This window comes from Sphingomonas sp. URJC2 (assembly GCF_059803575.1).
Window position 1 is genome coordinate 39,777 of record NZ_JAPFGX010000020.1, and the last position, 15,030, is coordinate 54,806.

Here is a 15,030-nt window from a genome sequence, read left to right on the forward strand (position 1 = left end):
GACAGTTCGCGGAACGATTTATGACAGTCATATGGCAGCCGGCCCCGGCCAGCAACCGGCGGCACGGGCCTTGACGCTGGCCGCCCGCCCGCGCGACGGTTCGCCCGCCGTGGATAGCTGGCCGGGAGGATGGCCGGCCGGGAGGATGATGTGACCGACAATCCCTATGACCAGATGGTCATCGACAGCATGATGGCTGAACCCGGCGTGCAGCGGGTGCCGACGCCCAAGCTCAGCCTGTTCATCCGGCGCGATTTCCTGACGCCGGAGGAATGCGCGCAGGTGATGGAACGCATCGACCGCAACCGCCAGCCCTCGACCGTCACCGATTACAATGGCGATGCCGCGTTCCGGACCAGCGAGACCTGTTATTTCGACGTCAACGATCCGTTGATCGTCGACATCGACCAGCGGATCTTCGCCTTTTCACGCCTCGACCTCAAATATGGCGAACCGATGCAGGGCCAGCGTTATGCGGTGGGGCAGGAGTTCAAGGCCCATACCGATTATTTCGAGCCGCAGGGCGCCGATTATCACACCCATACCCAGGTCGCCGGTCAGCGGACCTGGACGGTGATGATCTATCTGAACGAACCCGAAGCGGGCGGCGCGACGCGGTTCAAGGCGATCGACAAGACCATCCAGCCCGAAACCGGCAAGCTGCTGGCGTGGAACAACCGCCGCCCCGACGGCAGCCCCAACCCGTCGACCCTGCATCACGGGATGAAGGTGCGGGCGGGCGCCAAATACATCATCACCAAATGGTTCCGGGAGCGGCCCTGGGGCTGGGCCTGAAGCGCCGGGCCTGACAAAAAACCGGGTCATCGTGCCGGTGCCGGTTCGCTGCCGGCAAGGGTGAGGGATCGGCCGGTCCGGATGCCGCGACAACGCCGCGCCGGCACCGCCATTTCACGAAAAAAGCCATAAAAAAGAAAAGGGACGACCAAATGGCCGTCCCCTTCCTTGCTTTGCGACCGGCCCGTTTCGGGCCGATATGGCTCAGGCGTAGACCGCGCGAACCTTGCGGACGCGACGGGCAGCGGCACCGATCATGCCGAAGCCACCGATCATCATCGCCCAGGTCGCCGGCTCAGGCACCGCCGCGATGGCGATGTTGTCGACTTCAAAGGCGTTGCCATAGGCGCTGAAGCGCAGCGCGGTCACCTGCGACTGGAAGCCGTTGGTGAAGTCGAGACGCACGATGCGGTTGGTGTCGGCTTCGGTCTGGTTGCCGTTGGCCGGATCCCAGACGTTGCTGCCTTCGATGGTGGCGAGAACGACGCCATCGGCACCCAGCACTTCGAGCGTGTTGTAGACGTCGATCGAGCCCCAGAGCAGGCTGACGGCGTTGATCGGGCCGAGACCGGTCAGATCGAACACGCCGGGCGTGCCATCGGCCGGGCCGACCGAGACGAAGCCGCCGGTGCTGCCGAGCGGACGGGCGCGGGTTTCGACGGTCGTCGTGAAGATCGACCGGTTCCAGCGCGGCGTGGAGGTTTCGAAATCGAACATGATCGGGTCGTCAAAACCGCTGCCCGCATAGACGGCGGCACCCGGCGTGCTCGACAGGACGACAGCCGACTGAGCCGGCGCGGCGGCGATGGCGGCACCGGCCATCGCGAGACCGAGAACAAACTTCTTCATAAACAACACCCCTTGGTTCGTAAGGAACAGCAACCCACCCAAACAACGCCGATGTGTCGAACCCATGCGCTCCGGACACGAATCGCCCGTCGCCACCTGAGCCCGCTTCGGCTTCGGGTATCGTTTTACGGAAAATTAACCATCCTGTCCAAGGCAAATGTTCATTTATGCACGTCCCGCCGTGGCACATGTGCCGCCGGGCGGGCCGTGCCTGCAACGCGGCGGTGACGGGTCGCCTTGTTGGGGGATGATGCCAGCCAGCGGCCGGAGACAGCAGCGCGGCGCTGCCGCCCCGCCCGCGCGCTCAGCCGGTCAGCGCCTCGACCAGCGCGCGGACCTTTTTCTGCCGCCATTGCGGCATCGGCGCATGCGCCCAATAGCCCATGCCATGGTCGACCGGCTCGCCGAGCGCCACGACGCGCCCGGCGGCAAGATCGGCCTCGACCAGCATTTCGGGGACGAGCGCGCGGCCCAGCCCCTGCATCGCCGCATCGATCGCCAGCCCGGCATCGGCGACGCGCAGCGGTGCCCCGTCGGGGGCATGGCCCGGCCAGCCGATCCAGGGCGCATCCGGCCCGGTGCCCGGCGCGGCGATGCGGACGAAGCGGGCGGTGCCGATCAGCACGCCTTCATGCGCGCCCCGGTCGACCATCAGGCGGATGGCGAGATCGAGATTGGCCTCGGTGAAATCCACCGCCTCGTCGCCCGACACGATGTGAAAGCGCAGCTCGGTATCGCCGGCCGCCAGCCGGGCGAGGCGCGGCGCCAGCCAGCGCGCGGTCAGGTCGCGCGGCGCGGCGATGGTCAGCACCTTGGACGACTGACCGGCCTGGATCGCCCGCACCGCATCTTCAAAGCACAGAAAACCCTGGCGCAGCGCGGCCAGCCCGGCCTCTGCCTCGGGCGTCAGTTCCAGCCCCTTGGCGGTGCGGCGGAACAGCACGACGCCCAGAGTTTCTTCAAGCGCACGCACCTGCTGGCCGACCGCCGCCGGGGTGACCGCCAGTTCGTCGGCGGCGCGAGTGAAGGACAGGTGCCGCGCGGCGGCATCGAGCACGCGCAGGCCGTTCAGCGGCAGATGCGTGCGCTTCATGCCTGCACCGCCGGCGCGACGAGCGGAAAGCGCGGGATCGCGACGTCGAAGGTCGAGCCGTCCTCGGCCACCATCCGGTAACTGCCGCGCATCTGCCCGGTGGGGGTCGACAGCGGGCAGCCCGAGACATAGTCGAACGACGCCCCCGGCGGCAGCAGCGGCTGTTCGCCCACCACCCCCTCGCCCTGCACCTCATGGCGCGCGCCATGGCCGTCGGTGATGATCCAGTGGCGGCTGATCAGCTGGACGGCCATCCGCCCCTCATTCTCCAGCCGGATGTGATAGGCCCAGAACCAGCGGCCATGATCGGGGTCCGACTGGTCGGGCATGAAGGCGACGGAGACCCTGACGGTCACGCCCCTTGTGGTCTGGGCATGGGGGAAAAGCGCCTTCACAGCCCGACCGCGCCGAGCGCCCGGTCAAGATCTTCGATCAGGTCGGCCACATCCTCCAGCCCGACATTCAGGCGCAGCATCCCGTCGGTGATGCCCATTTCGGCGCGCACTTCGGCCGCCAGGCTGCTGTGGGTGGTGGTGGCCGGGTGAGTCATCAGCGACCGGGAATCGCCGATATTGTTGGAAATGTCGATCAGTTCGAGCGCGTCGAGCAGGCCGTGCGCCTGCGCCCGGTCGGCGACGAACAGCGCCATGATCGTGCCCCCGGCCGCCATCTGCCGCGCGGCGAGCGCGCGCTGCGGATGGCTGTCCAGCCCCGGATAGAGCACGCGCAGCCCGCGATCCTCGAGGAAGCGTGCCACGGCAAGGGCATTGTCGCTCTGCCGGCGGACGCGCAGGTCGAGCGTTTCCAGCCCTTTGAGCACCACCCAGGCGTTGAACGCCGACAGGGTCGGCCCGGTGTTGCGGACAAAGGGCAGCAGCACATCGTCGATGAACGCGCGGCTGCCGCACACCGCCCCGGCGAGCACGCGCCCCTGCCCGTCCATCAGCTTGGTCGCCGAATAGGCGACAATATCGGCCCCGAAATCGAGCGGCCGCTGCAACGCCGAAGTGGCAAAGGCATTGTCGACGAGCGTGCGAATGCCGTGCGCGCGCGCAATCGCGCAGATGCCGGCCAGATCGGCGATCTCCAGCGTCGGATTGGCCGGGGTCTCGAAGAAGAACAGCCGGGTGTTGGGGCGGATCGCCGCTTCCCAGGCGGCGGTGTCGACCGCATCGACGATCGTCACCTCGATCCCGAAGCGCGGCAGCAGCGAATCGGTCAGCCAGCGGCACGATCCGAACATCGTCCGCGCCGCGACCAGATGGTCCCCGGCCGACAGCTGGCACAGCAGGGCCGATGTCATCGCCGCCATGCCGCTCGCCATCGCGCGCGCGGCCTCCGCCCCGTCGAGCATCGCGATGCGCTGTTCGAGCATCTCGACCGTCGGGTTCTGCAGCCGGCTATAGGTCATGCCCTTCTGTTCGCCGGCAAAGCGCGCCGCCGCGTCGCCCGCACAGTCATAGGCATAGCCCGAGGTGAGGAAGATCGCCTCCGACGTCTCGCCCCATTCGGAGCGCGCGGTGCCGCCGCGCACCGCCTGGGTCGCGGGGCGCCATTTGGAGGTGATGGCAGGATCCTGGCCGGTCAGTCGCTTCATGGCAGGCGCTTTGCCGGTTTTGCCCGCCCCAGGTCAACTCGGGCAAGGCCCGCGCCGCCTGCCAGTTTTTCTTTCAGCCGGCCAAGCCGGGGCCGAGGCCCGAGGTGCCGGAGGTGCCGGTTCAGGCGGCGAGCGCGGCGATCACCCGGTCGCCCATCGCCGCCGTGCCCAGCGTGCCGCCCAGATCGCCGGTGCGCGCGCCCGATGCGAGCACGGCCGCGACCGCCGCCTCGATCCGCGCCGCCGCATCGGCCCGCCCCAGCGAATGGCGCAGCATCATCGCCGCCGACAGGATCGTCGCCAGCGGATTGGCGCGGTCCTGCCCGGCAATGTCGGGGGCGGAGCCGTGGATCGGCTCATACAGCCCCTTGCCTGCCGCATCGAGCGAGGCCGAGGGCAGCAGCCCGATCGAGCCGACGCACATCGATGCCTGATCGGACAGGATGTCGCCGAACAGATTGCCGGTGACGATGGTGTCGAACTGCCCCGGCGCGCGCACCAGCTGCATCGCGGCATTGTCGACATACATATGGGTCAGCGCGACATCGGGATAATCGGCGGCGATTTCGGTCACCACGTCGCGCCACAGCTGCGAGGTTTCGAGCACATTGGCCTTGTCGACCGAACACAGCCGCCCCCGCCGCCCGCGCGCGGTCTCGAACCCCAGCCGGGCGATGCGGGCGACCTCCGCCTCGTCATAGCGCATGGTGTCAAAGCCCTCGCGCAGCCCGGCATCGGTGGTGCGGCGGCCGCGCGGGGTGCCAAAATAGACATCGCCGGTCAGTTCGCGGACGATCATCAGGTCGATCGCCCCGGCGACTTCGGGGCGCAGCGCAGAGGCATCGGCCAGCCCCGGAAACAGCCGCGCCGGGCGCAGATTGGCGAACAGCCCGAGTTCGCGGCGCAGGCCGAGGATCGCCTGTTCGGGCCGCAAATGCCGTTCCAGCCCGTCACAGGCCGGATCACCAACCGCCCCGAACAGGATCGCATCGGCGCGCGCGGCAAGCGCCAGCGTCGCGGGCGGCAGCGGATGGCCGGCAACGCGATAGGCCTGGCCGCCGACCGGAGCCTCGGCAAACTCCAGCCCGAGATTGAGCGCGTCGAGCACCCGCACCGCCTGAGCGACAACTTCCGGCCCGATCCCGTCCCCCGCCAATATCGCGACCAGCACCAGCACCTCCCCCGCAAACCCGCAGCCTGCCGGTGCAAAGCCGCAACCGCCCGGTTGGTCAACCCCCGCGGAAAGGGCCGACGAGGCCGACGGGGTTGGTCATGGCTATCTCAGCCCCCGGCACCCGCGCGCGCCAGCCGGGTGCGCAGCCGATCGCGCGCCGCCAGGATCACGCCGCGCCGGCCGGGCAGCAGGTGACGGGCAATGGCATCGCCGGCCGGATCCCGGTCATCGGGCGCCAGCCCCCCATTCGCCAGCCCGCCACCCGCCAGCCCATAACCAAGCTCGGCGAGCAGCAGCGCCTCGAACCGCCAGATCGCCGGGGCCCAGCCGCGCGCGCTCGGCGCATGTTCGACGGCGTCGAGCATGGCCGCCAGCGCATCATGCACGGCCGGATAGGGATGGCCTTCGGGCAGGGTCGCGGCAGTGAGCGCGCACAGCCAGTCGATCGCCGCCGCCGGCAGCGGCTCGGCCAGCAGCGGCGCGCGGCTGTGCACCAGTTCGGCGGTGGCGGCGGCAAGCTGCGTCTCGGTGCGCGCGCGCAGGCTGAGCGCGACGACATTGCCCGGCGACAGCACCGGCCGCAGCGCGCGTGACCGGCCACCCCGGACATAGCCGGGCTGAAGCCCATGTGCCGGGGTGAGCGCACGGATCACCGCGCCATGTTCGCCATGCGCGCGCACCGCCACGATCAGCGCCTCGGCCTCGATGATCATCGCCGGCCGGCCTCCGCGCGGGGCGGCGGCGCAACCCGGCGCTCAGCGCTGATGGAAATGGTCATGGACAAGCTGTGCGACGCTGCGCGACACGCCGGGGGCCTTTTGCAGATCCTCAAGGCTGGCCGCGCGCACCGCCCGCGCGGTGCCGAAATGCATCAGCAGCGCCCGCTTGCGCGCCGGGCCGATGCCCGGCACCTCGTCCAGCGGTGACGCGCCAATCGCCTTGGCGCGTTTCTGCCGGTGCGCGCCGATGGCGAACCGATGTGCCTCGTCGCGCAGCCTTTGCAGATAGAACAGCACCGGCGCATTGGGCGGCAGCGTCAGTTCGCGCCCGCCGGGCAGGTGAAAGGTCTCGCGCCCGGCATTGCGGTCCGGCCCCTTGGACACGCCGACCAGCGGCACATCCTCGATCCCCATATCGGCAAGCGTGCGCAGCGCGGCATTGAGCTGGCCGCGCCCGCCATCGATCAGCACCAGATCGGGCCAGTCGCCGCCCTCGCGGTCGGGATCGTCGGTCTGCACGCGGGCGAAGCGGCGCTCGAACACCTCGCGCATCATCGCGAAATCGTCGCCCGGCGCGGTTTCGGGGCGGCGGATGTTGAACTTGCGATAGCAGTTCTTGAGGAACCCGTCCGGCCCGGCGACGATCATCGCGCCCAGCGCATTGGTGCCCATGATGTGGCTGTTGTCATACACCTCAATGCGCTGCGGCGGACCGTCCAGCTCGAACAATTCGGCCAGTTCGCGCAGCAGCCGCGCCTGGGTGGTGCTTTCGGCCAGCCGCCGGTCGAGCGCTTCCTCGGCATTGCGGCGCGCCTGATCGATCAGCCGCCGCCGGTCGCCGCGCTGCGGAGCGAGGATCGCGACCTTGCCGCCCGCCGCCGGGGCCAGCGCCTCGGCCACCAATTCGGCCTCGGCGAGCGGCCGGTCGAGCAGGATGGTGCGCGGCGGCGGCACCTCCTCGTAAAATTGCATCAGGAAGCTGGTCAGCACCGCCTCGTCGGCCAGATCCTCGACATGGGTCGGAAAGAAGCTGCGATGGCCCCAATTCTGCCCGCCGCGAATGAAAAACCCCTGGATGCCGACGGTGCCGCCCTTGCTCGCCAGCGCGAAGATGTCGGCATCGCCCAGCCCATCGGCATTGATCGCCTGGCTGCCCTGAATGAAGGTGAGCGCGCGCAGCCGGTCGCGGTAGATGGCGGCCAGCTCGAAATCCATCCGCTCGGCCGCGTCCTGCATCGCCGCGCCCAGCTTGGCCTGCACCTGCGTCGATTTGCCGCCGAGAAACGCCTTGGCGTCGGCGACCAGCTCAGCATAGGCATCGGGCGCGATCCGGCCGACACAGGGGGCCGAACAGCGCTTGATCTGATAGAGCAGGCAAGGCCGCGACCGGTTGGCGAAGAAGCTGTCGCTGCACGAGCGCAGCAGGAACAGCTTTTGCAGCGCATTGAGCGTGCGCGTCACCGATCCGGCGCTGGCGAACGGGCCGTAATAATTGCCCTTTGCCCGCTGCGCGCCGCGATGCTTCTGGATGCGCGGATAGTCATGGTCCGCGCCCAGCAGGATATAGGGGAAGCTTTTGTCGTCGCGCAGCAGGACATTGTAGGGCGGGCGATAGCGCTTGATCAGCTGCGCCTCGAGCAGCAGCGCCTCGGCCTCGCTGTTCGTGGTGACGATCGTCATCGCCCGGGTCTGCGCGACCATGCGCTGCAACCGCCGGGGCAGCCGCGCGACCTGGGTATAATTGGTCACCCGGTTGCGGAGCGCCCGCGCCTTGCCGACATAGAGCACGTCGCCGCGCGCATCCTGCATCCGGTAGACGCCGGGGCGGGCGGGGAGCGTGCGCAGCACGTTGCGGATCGCGGCAATGCCCTGATCCAGATCGGGCGCATCGGCCCCGCGCACCGAATAGGCGGCGCTTTCCTCGTTAAACCGGTCGGGGGTGTTGGGACGCGACATCGCCGCCCCAGTTAGGCATGATCGCCGCGGGCGGCAACCGGCCGCCGGGACGGATGCCCCAAAGGGCGGTGCGGGAGACAGCGATGGACGTGCGCGGACGGGCGGTGGTGGTGACGGGCGGCACCGACGGCATTGGCCGCCATCTGGCGGCACAGCTGCACGATCAGGGTGCGGCGGTGATCGTTGTCGGCCGCGATGCCGACCGGCTGGCGGCCGCGCGGGCGGCGGGGATGGAGGCGATAGCCGCCGACCTGTCGCACCGCGCCGGATGCGATGCGCTGATCGACGCGCTTGCCGGCCGGCCCGTCGACATCCTCATCAACAATGCCGGCATGAACAGCGACTTCGACGTCGACGGGGTGATGGACCGCGACATGGCCGACCGCGCGATCTTCCTCAACCTCAACGCGCCCATCCATCTGATCGCCGGGTTGCTGCCCGCGCTGCGCGACCGGCCCGATGCCGCCATCGTCAATGTGACATCGGGGCTTGCCTATGCGCCGCGCGCCGGCGCGCCCGTCTATTGCGCGACCAAGGCCGGGCTGCGCAGCTTTACCCAGACGCTGCGCCACCAGTTGCGCCACAGCCGGGTGCGGGTGATCGAGGTGTTGCCGCCGGTCGTCGACACGCGGATGACGGCGGCCAACCGCCACCGCAAGATGCCGGCCGATGCCTGTGCGCGCGACATCGTCGCCGCGATCCGCGCCGACCGGCTGGAAGTGCCGGTGGGCGCGGCACGGCTGCTGCGCATCGTCGCCAACATCGCTCCGGCAGCGGCGCGGCGGATCATGATCGGCTATTGAGGCACTTTCGCGCCGGAGCAAACCGCCTGGCGACCCCGAACATGGGCGGGATCAACCGTCGCAAACCCGCCACAAACAAGAACGGCGCCCTCCGAAACCCGGAGGACGCCGTTCCGTTCACGACCGGCGCAGGGCCGGGCCGGTCGGATCGCAAAAGCATTTTCACGCCGGGCCGGACGGTCCGGCGGCTCGGAAAATGCGTCAAACCAGAAGACGACGCATTTTCGCGCCGGGCTGAAGGGTCCGGCGCGTTCCCGCCCGCTTTACTTGACGGCGGCGAGCGCAGCTGCGGCCTTGGCCAGCGTCTCGTCGGTCAGCTGCCCTTCGGAGAAGGGCTTCACCTGATTGAGGCTCATCGATTTGAACATGTCAAACGCCGGATGGCTCGAAATGCCGGGCAGCGCGGTATCGAGCGCCGCCTTGCCCGCCGGATCGGCAACGATCAGTTCGATCGGGGTGTCGAGCGTGAACCGGGGTGCCGCCGTCGTAGCAGCGGCAGCATCATGGCCGGCATGATTCTGGGCCGCCACCGGGGCAGCGACAAGGCCGATCAGCGCAGCGGCAACGAACTTATTCATGGACATCCTCTCCCTCACTCGCCGCCGGTCAGGCCGGCCGCGACGATCAGTGAACCGAGCCGAGGCCCGCAATCGTCGAATCGACCAGCGCCTTGTCGGCCTTGGCATCGTGGCGCGACGCGATCAGCCGCGTTGCCGCCTCGGTCGCCGCATCGACGGTGCGGGCGCGCAGTTCGTCGATCGCCGCGCGCTCGGCCGCCGCGATCTTGTCTTCGGCCATGCGCGCACGGCGCTCGACCAGAGCCGCCGCATCAGCCTCGGCACGGGCACGCAGCGCCTCTGCTTCGGCCTCGGCATGGGCGACCATCTGGCGGGCATCGGCCTCGATGGCGGCAAGCTTGCGCGCATATTCGTCGCGCAGCGCCTCGGCTTCGGCGCGGAGGGTCCGTGCCTCGTCCAGCCGGCCGCGAATGGCGGCGATCTGGCCATCGAGCAGACGCCCGATGAGGCGCGGCACGCCCTGCCAGATCAGGATGGCGATGAACACCGCCATCGCCAGCGACACCCAGCCGGTCGGATCGAGCGCAAGCGCGGTCGGATCGGCATGGACCGCCGCCTCGCCATGCGCGGCGGCGTCAGCGGAAAGGAGATACAGCTCAACCATTCAACACCGCCTTGACGGCGCCCTGCGCCTCGACGTCCGAGATCTCGGCACCCGACACCCGGGCGACGATGGCGCGCGCCGCATCGGCGGCCACGGCCTCGATTTCAGCCGCTGCCTGGGCAGCGGCAGCAGCGATACGCGCTTCGGCATCGGCAATCCGCGTTGCCTGGGCGGCATCGGCTTCGGCCAGCAGCTTTTCGGCGCGGATCGCCGCTTCGGCCTGGGCAGCGGTCAGCTTGGCGCGGGCGGATTCGCGGGCGGCGTTTTCGCGCGCCCGCCAATCCTGCTCGGCCGTGTCGGCGGCACCACGTGCCGCCTCGGCTGCCGCCAGATCCGCCGCGACCTGCGCGTCACGGGCGTCCATGGTTGACTGGATCTTGGGAACCATTCCCCGGCCAACGATGAAAAAGGCAAGGCCGAACGTGATCAGCAGCCAGAATAGCTGCGATGCATAGGTTGCGGCGACTTGATCGATCTGGGGCATTCTGGCTGTCCTGCATTGCGCGGGGCCGGCGGGTGGCCGGCCCCCGATCGTGCCTGGTTCAGACGCCGAACATCAGCAGCGCCGCGACGACGAAGGCGAGCAGGCCGAGCAGTTCGGCGGCGGCCATGCCGATGAACATGTTGCTCTGCTGGCTGGACGCCGCCGACGGGTTGCGCAGCGCGCCCTGCAGGAAGGCGGCGAAGACATTGCCCACGCCCAGCGCGGCGAGCCCCGCACCGATCGCCGCGATACCGGCACCGAGCAGCTTGATCGAATCAGCTTCCATTGTTCACTCCTTGGGAAATGCGTTTGACGAAAACGGGCGAAAATCAGTGCGCGTGAAGATGCTCGGCATCGTTGATGTAGAGCGAGGTCAGCAGCGCGAAAACATAGGCCTGAATGGCCGCGACCAGCACCTCGAGCGCCGAGACAGCAAGCATCAGCGCAAAGCTGGGGATGCCCACCACCAAACCGATGCCGACACCTGCGCCTGCGCCCTGAATGATGAAATAGGCCAGGAGCTTCAGCAGGATATGACCAGCGGTCATCGCCACGAACAATCGCAGCGCGAGGCTGAACGGGCGCACCATGAACGACACGAACTCGATCGGCGCGATGACCAGCAGCACCGGCGCGGGCGTGCCCTTGGGCGCGAACAGGCTGAAGAAATGCAGGCCGTGACGGGCAAAGCCGACGATCAGCACGATCGAGAAGGACATGATCGCGAGAACGCCCGTCACCGTGAAATGGCTGGTGAAGGTGAAGGGGTGCAGCCCGAACAGGCCAAGCGGCAACAGGCCGAGCAGATTGGCGAACAGGATGAACATGAACAAGGTGAAGACATAGGGCACATATTTGCGCCCGGCCTTGCCGATATTCTGCGCCAGCAGCTTGTCGATGAACCCGACAAACGCCTCGACCATCATCTGCCCGCGCCCCGGCACCAGCTCGCGCTTCATGCCCAGCAGCATGAACGCCCACAGCCCGATCAGCGCGGCGACCATGAACGCCGCGCTGTTGGTGAAGGCGATTTTCTGGCCGCCCAGCGTGAACATGTCGGCAATCGTCTGCACCTCAAACTGGTGCATCGGATCGATCGTGCCTGCCTTTTCGGTCGCCACAGCCATTCCCATTTAACCAAAGCGCCCGAAGGTCACTGCCCCGAGCGCTTCTTCGAAATCCGGATGATGTTCCTGAACGCACTCACCGTCCCGAGGAACAGCAAGCCGAGCAGGAGCCAGGGTGTCGTGCCGAATAGGCGATCAAGCACCCACCCGATCAGCGAACCCCCGACCATACCCCCGACCAGCTCGGCGAGCACGCGGTTGCCGAGACGATAGCCGTCCCCCTCACCGCGCTCGGCCGTGCCGGTCCTGTCCACCTCTTCCCCGCGGGCGCGGCGCAGGCGCGCATCAAGCGCATCCAGCCGCCGGTCCTCGGGCAAAGGCTCCAGGCCGGGTTCGTTCTCCGCCATGCCAAAGTCTCCCCGTGCCACGGCCTTGCGACCATATCTGGCGAGCCAAAATGCGCGACGGCGAGCGACCCCGCCAAGGCGCGGCCCGTTTAGGAAGGGAGTCGAGGGGTGTCAACATGTCTGGCATGTGACGGGCCGCGCCCGCCGGGCGCGGTCGTCATCGCCGGGCGCGGTTCAGTCCGGCCAGTTCAGTCGGGCCAGTTCACTCAGGACAGTTCAGGCCGCGCGGCGGCGGCTCACCGGCCGCGCGCACGCGCCAGTTGGTGCCGTCGAGCGAATAGGCATGGCCGGGCGCGACCCGCTTGAGCGTCTGGCACCCGGTCGCCGCCGCAATCTCCTCAACCGACACGCCGCGTTCGGCGGCCTTTTGCGTATAGAGGGCGCGCCGCTTGATGTTGATCTGGTCGATCTGCTGGCGGACGCTGGCATCGACCGCGCTGCGCACGCCCAGATAACCATCGGCCCGCTCCCCGACCGCGCCGGAGTCGAGCGCCGCCGTCACCCCTGCCGTCTGGGCGGCGGCCGGGGCTGCGATCAGCAGCGCGAACGGGATCAGGGCAAGCCTTGTCATTGCGGAAACAGCTCCGAATTCTGCTCGATCAGCTCCTGCGCATCGCGCTGCAGCCGGACGAGCACCTCCTGCTTGATGTTGACGTTGAGGTTGATCTCGATCGGCCGGTCGGGTGCATTGACCTGCACACATCCGGCCGTTCCGATCAGCACGAGAAAAAGGACGGGAACACGCATCAGCGCTTGCGTCGCATCCCCTCGCCCCACGGTCAACATTCCCTGCATCATCGCCGCTCGGGCCTGACCCTGGCCTGAACGGGCGCGTCGACCGGCGACACGCCTGCCGGCAGCTGATCGCGGAGCAGCAGGCCGGGGTCGTAAAAGCTGCGCGCGCTCGACATCAGGCCGCGAAACGGCGCGCTGATGCGGATGTTGAAGCGGAACGGCAGCCGCTGCACCTGCGCCGCAAGCTGGCCGCCCAGCCGCGCGATCAGCCCGGTCGCGACCGGCGCGATGGTGCCGCGGCTGACGCCTTCGAAGCGGATCTGGCTGATCATCTCGCCGTCCACCGCGCCGTCGAGCGCGATGGTCAGATCGCGATAGCTGATCGATTGCAGCGCATCGAAGGCGATGTCGCCCCAGATGCCGAGATCGGCCTTGGACACATCGCCGACATAGGCGATGCGCCCGCCCGGCGGCCGCGCGCGCAGCATCCCGCCGACGATGCGCCCGCCATCGCGGTCGAACACCATCGGCACCACGCCGTCGAAAATGCCGGTCGCATCGAGGTTGCGCACCTCCAGACGGCCGATGAACTGCGCGGCATCGATGCCGTCGAAATCGACGTTCATCTCGCGCGCCTGCTCGGCCGCGAAATTCCATACGGTCGGCCGGATCGAAATGCGCCCGCCGGCCAGCGGCCATGTCGCGCTGCCGAGCGCGACCTGCCGGCCGGGCAACAGGCTGTAGACGACATCGCCATTTTCAACGAGCACGCCCGGATTGACGCTGGCGATGGTCGCGCGCTGATCGGGCGCGCTGACCAGACCCAGCAGATCGGTGAAGCGGATGCGACCTTTGAGGCCGGTGACCGGGCCGAACGCGGCGGCAAGCGACGCGGCATCATAATCGAACACCCCGCTGCTCGTGACGGTGCCGCCCGACCAGCCGATGCGCGCCGTGCCGTCGATCACGCCGTCGACCGAGGCGACGACGCCAAGGGTGAGCGGGGTCAGCGCCTCGGGCTGGAGATCGCGCCCGAAACGCAGCCCGGCGACACGCAGATCCGCCGCCCCCCGCCCGCGCGCCAGATCATGGTCGATGGCGACCGTGGCGACCGCCGTGCCGGTGCCGGGATGACGCAGCGTCCCGCCGGCGCTGACCACGCCGTCCGCCAGCGTGAGCGCCAGATCGGGCACGGCCAGCGGCTCGAACCGGGCGGCGGCGGCCCGGTCGGCAACGCGCGCGCCGGCATTGACGGTCAGCGTCCCCCCGGCCAGCCGCCAGCTCCCCGCCCCGCCGGACAGCGCCAGCGGCACCGTGCCGATCCGCCCGGACAGGCCGGCAAACCGCCCGCCGGGACCGGCGGCCGCGAACCGGCCCGCCAGCCGCTCGACATCGATCAGGCTCGCCGCATCGCCGCTGCCGAGCCGCGCCGAAAGGCCGTCGGCGGCGAATCCGGCGCGATCGACCGTCAGCCGCGTGGCGGCCAGCCGCAGCGGCGCATCGCCCGAACGGCCGGTCAGCGCCAGATCGCGCACCGCCGCGCCGTCGAGCAGCGACCGCCCGGTGGCGCACAGCCGCGCGCGGGCGGGGTCGAGCCTGACATCGCCGATTGCCGCACGCGCAAAGCCGATCTCCGTGCAGCCGGGATTGAGCATCGGCGCGGCGGCGATCCGCCCGCCCAGATCGAATGCCAGCCCGTCGATCCGCCCGCCGGGGATCGGCCCGGTCATCGTCACGCGGGTGCTGAACCGGCCGCCGGCAAGCCGCACCGGCGCGATGGCGACGCTGGCATCGCGCGTCGCATAGGGTGCGATCCGGATCCAGCCCGACACCGCCGTACCCGGCGCGCGCTGCACCAGCCGGACGCTGACCGGCGGCAGGCCGGGCGCGGTCAGGTCGATCGCGCCATCGGTCTGCACCTTGAGCCCCGGCCACACCAGCCGCACCCCCTCGCCCCCGGCCAGGGTCAGCCGCGCGGACCCGGCCCGTGCCTCGGCGGTGTCGATGGTGAGCGCGCCGCGCCCGCCCGATCCTGCCGCCACCAGCGTCGCCGCCGCATCGGTGCCGCGCGCCGCCTGCTGCACCAGCCGGTCGACACCGGCCATAAGCGTCTCAACCGGCGTGCCGGGGGCCTGAAGGCGCGGCACCGCGCCTGCCGCCGCCAGACCG

18 protein-coding genes are annotated in these 15,030 nt (G+C 69.1%); 2 read left to right on the plus strand and 16 right to left on the minus strand.

Going from position 1 to position 15,030, the window contains the following annotated elements; all coding sequences use genetic code 11:
* The first annotated feature begins 174 nt into the window (after window positions 1–174).
* Window positions 175–795 carry a prolyl hydroxylase family protein gene (locus OPU66_RS09140; protein WP_498553332.1) on the plus strand — a complete coding sequence of 207 codons (621 nt, stop codon included), beginning with the start codon at window positions 175–177 and terminating at the stop codon, window positions 793–795.
* A gap of 204 nt (window positions 796–999) precedes the next feature.
* Here the strand turns inward: OPU66_RS09140 and OPU66_RS09145 are convergent, their stop codons facing one another.
* The 7 genes from OPU66_RS09145 to uvrC all read right to left on the minus strand — a co-directional run bounded on the left by OPU66_RS09145 (window position 1,000) and on the right by uvrC (window position 8,183).
* On the minus strand, window positions 1,000–1,644 hold the full coding sequence (locus OPU66_RS09145) for a PEPxxWA-CTERM sorting domain-containing protein (RefSeq protein WP_498553314.1): 645 nt from the start codon (window positions 1,642–1,644) through the stop codon (window positions 1,000–1,002).
* Between the two features lie 304 nt (window positions 1,645–1,948).
* Window positions 1,949–2,737, minus strand: coding sequence for a LysR family transcriptional regulator (locus tag OPU66_RS09150; protein WP_498553315.1), 789 nt, complete (start codon window positions 2,735–2,737; stop codon window positions 1,949–1,951).
* Window positions 2,734–3,132, minus strand: a complete 399-nt coding sequence (apaG, locus tag OPU66_RS09155) for a Co2+/Mg2+ efflux facilitator ApaG/CorD (protein ID WP_498553316.1) — start codon at window positions 3,130–3,132, stop codon at window positions 2,734–2,736. The genes OPU66_RS09150 and apaG overlap by 4 nt, the downstream gene beginning before the upstream one ends.
* Window positions 3,129–4,334 carry an O-succinylhomoserine sulfhydrylase gene (metZ, locus tag OPU66_RS09160; protein WP_498553317.1) on the minus strand — a complete coding sequence of 402 codons (1,206 nt, stop codon included), beginning with the start codon at window positions 4,332–4,334 and terminating at the stop codon, window positions 3,129–3,131. The genes apaG and metZ overlap by 4 nt, the downstream gene beginning before the upstream one ends.
* 121 nt (window positions 4,335–4,455) lie before the next feature.
* A complete protein-coding gene (leuB, locus tag OPU66_RS09165; RefSeq protein ID WP_498553333.1) occupies window positions 4,456–5,505 on the minus strand; it encodes a 3-isopropylmalate dehydrogenase in 1,050 nt (349 codons plus the stop codon).
* Between the two features lie 110 nt (window positions 5,506–5,615).
* Window positions 5,616–6,221: a DNA repair protein RecO gene (recO, locus tag OPU66_RS09170; protein WP_498553318.1), complete on the minus strand. Its 606-nt coding sequence runs from the start codon at window positions 6,219–6,221 to the stop codon at window positions 5,616–5,618.
* Window positions 6,222–6,263: 42 nt separating this feature from the next.
* The gene (gene uvrC / locus OPU66_RS09175) at window positions 6,264–8,183 is read right to left on the minus strand and encodes an excinuclease ABC subunit UvrC (RefSeq protein WP_498553319.1); all 1,920 of its coding nucleotides are present in this window, start codon (window positions 8,181–8,183) and stop codon (window positions 6,264–6,266) included.
* Between the two features lie 83 nt (window positions 8,184–8,266).
* Here uvrC and OPU66_RS09180 point away from each other — a divergent pair, with 83 nt between their 5' ends.
* On the plus strand, window positions 8,267–8,986 hold the full coding sequence (locus OPU66_RS09180) for an SDR family oxidoreductase (protein ID WP_498553320.1): 720 nt from the start codon (window positions 8,267–8,269) through the stop codon (window positions 8,984–8,986).
* Window positions 8,987–9,249: 263 nt separating this feature from the next.
* Here OPU66_RS09180 and OPU66_RS09185 read toward each other — a convergent pair whose 3' ends face one another.
* The 9 genes from OPU66_RS09185 to OPU66_RS09225 all read right to left on the minus strand — a co-directional run.
* Entirely contained in the window at window positions 9,250–9,564 is a 315-nt protein-coding gene (locus tag OPU66_RS09185; RefSeq protein ID WP_498553321.1) for a hypothetical protein, read from the minus strand.
* 46 nt (window positions 9,565–9,610) lie between these two features.
* On the minus strand, window positions 9,611–10,168 hold the full coding sequence (locus OPU66_RS09190) for a F0F1 ATP synthase subunit B family protein (protein ID WP_498553322.1): 558 nt from the start codon (window positions 10,166–10,168) through the stop codon (window positions 9,611–9,613).
* Window positions 10,161–10,652: a F0F1 ATP synthase subunit B family protein gene (locus OPU66_RS09195; protein WP_498553323.1), complete on the minus strand. Its 492-nt coding sequence runs from the start codon at window positions 10,650–10,652 to the stop codon at window positions 10,161–10,163. The genes OPU66_RS09190 and OPU66_RS09195 overlap by 8 nt, the downstream gene beginning before the upstream one ends.
* A 58-nt stretch (window positions 10,653–10,710) precedes the next feature.
* A complete protein-coding gene (locus tag OPU66_RS09200) occupies window positions 10,711–10,938 on the minus strand; it encodes a F0F1 ATP synthase subunit C (RefSeq protein ID WP_498553324.1) in 228 nt (75 codons plus the stop codon).
* 43 nt (window positions 10,939–10,981) lie between these two features.
* Entirely contained in the window at window positions 10,982–11,785 is an 804-nt protein-coding gene (locus OPU66_RS09205) for a F0F1 ATP synthase subunit A (protein ID WP_498553325.1), read from the minus strand.
* Window positions 11,786–11,805: 20 nt separating this feature from the next.
* A complete protein-coding gene (locus tag OPU66_RS09210; RefSeq protein ID WP_498553326.1) occupies window positions 11,806–12,126 on the minus strand; it encodes an AtpZ/AtpI family protein in 321 nt (106 codons plus the stop codon).
* A 202-nt stretch (window positions 12,127–12,328) separates the two neighbouring features.
* Entirely contained in the window at window positions 12,329–12,697 is a 369-nt protein-coding gene (locus OPU66_RS09215; RefSeq protein WP_498553327.1) for a YdbL family probable chaperone protein, read from the minus strand.
* A complete protein-coding gene (locus OPU66_RS09220) occupies window positions 12,694–12,873 on the minus strand; it encodes a YnbE family lipoprotein (RefSeq protein WP_498553328.1) in 180 nt (59 codons plus the stop codon). The genes OPU66_RS09215 and OPU66_RS09220 overlap by 4 nt, the downstream gene beginning before the upstream one ends.
* 47 nt (window positions 12,874–12,920) lie before the next feature.
* A partial coding sequence (locus OPU66_RS09225; RefSeq protein WP_498553329.1) for an intermembrane phospholipid transport protein YdbH family protein occupies window positions 12,921–15,030 on the minus strand: 2,110 nt, incomplete at its 5' end.

What these genes read in the sequence shown, in the direction of transcription:
- OPU66_RS09140 (WP_498553332.1), top strand. Translation starts at nt 175, where the DNA reads ATGGTCATCGACAGCATGATGGCTGAACCCGGCGTGCAGCGGGTGCCG.
- OPU66_RS09145 (WP_498553314.1), bottom strand. Translation starts at nt 1,644, where the DNA reads ATGAAGAAGTTTGTTCTCGGTCTCGCGATGGCCGGTGCCGCCATCGCC.
- OPU66_RS09150 (WP_498553315.1), bottom strand. Translation starts at nt 2,737, where the DNA reads ATGAAGCGCACGCATCTGCCGCTGAACGGCCTGCGCGTGCTCGATGCC.
- metZ (WP_498553317.1), bottom strand. Translation starts at nt 4,334, where the DNA reads ATGAAGCGACTGACCGGCCAGGATCCTGCCATCACCTCCAAATGGCGC.
- recO (WP_498553318.1), bottom strand. Translation starts at nt 6,221, where the DNA reads ATGATCATCGAGGCCGAGGCGCTGATCGTGGCGGTGCGCGCGCATGGC.
- uvrC (WP_498553319.1), bottom strand. Translation starts at nt 8,183, where the DNA reads ATGTCGCGTCCCAACACCCCCGACCGGTTTAACGAGGAAAGCGCCGCC.
- OPU66_RS09180 (WP_498553320.1), top strand. Translation starts at nt 8,267, where the DNA reads ATGGACGTGCGCGGACGGGCGGTGGTGGTGACGGGCGGCACCGACGGC.
- OPU66_RS09185 (WP_498553321.1), bottom strand. Translation starts at nt 9,564, where the DNA reads ATGAATAAGTTCGTTGCCGCTGCGCTGATCGGCCTTGTCGCTGCCCCG.
- OPU66_RS09190 (WP_498553322.1), bottom strand. Translation starts at nt 10,168, where the DNA reads ATGGTTGAGCTGTATCTCCTTTCCGCTGACGCCGCCGCGCATGGCGAG.
- OPU66_RS09195 (WP_498553323.1), bottom strand. Translation starts at nt 10,652, where the DNA reads ATGCCCCAGATCGATCAAGTCGCCGCAACCTATGCATCGCAGCTATTC.
- OPU66_RS09200 (WP_498553324.1), bottom strand. Translation starts at nt 10,938, where the DNA reads ATGGAAGCTGATTCGATCAAGCTGCTCGGTGCCGGTATCGCGGCGATC.
- OPU66_RS09205 (WP_498553325.1), bottom strand. Translation starts at nt 11,785, where the DNA reads ATGGGAATGGCTGTGGCGACCGAAAAGGCAGGCACGATCGATCCGATG.
- OPU66_RS09210 (WP_498553326.1), bottom strand. Translation starts at nt 12,126, where the DNA reads ATGGCGGAGAACGAACCCGGCCTGGAGCCTTTGCCCGAGGACCGGCGG.
- OPU66_RS09215 (WP_498553327.1), bottom strand. Translation starts at nt 12,697, where the DNA reads ATGACAAGGCTTGCCCTGATCCCGTTCGCGCTGCTGATCGCAGCCCCG.
- OPU66_RS09220 (WP_498553328.1), bottom strand. Translation starts at nt 12,873, where the DNA reads ATGCGTGTTCCCGTCCTTTTTCTCGTGCTGATCGGAACGGCCGGATGT.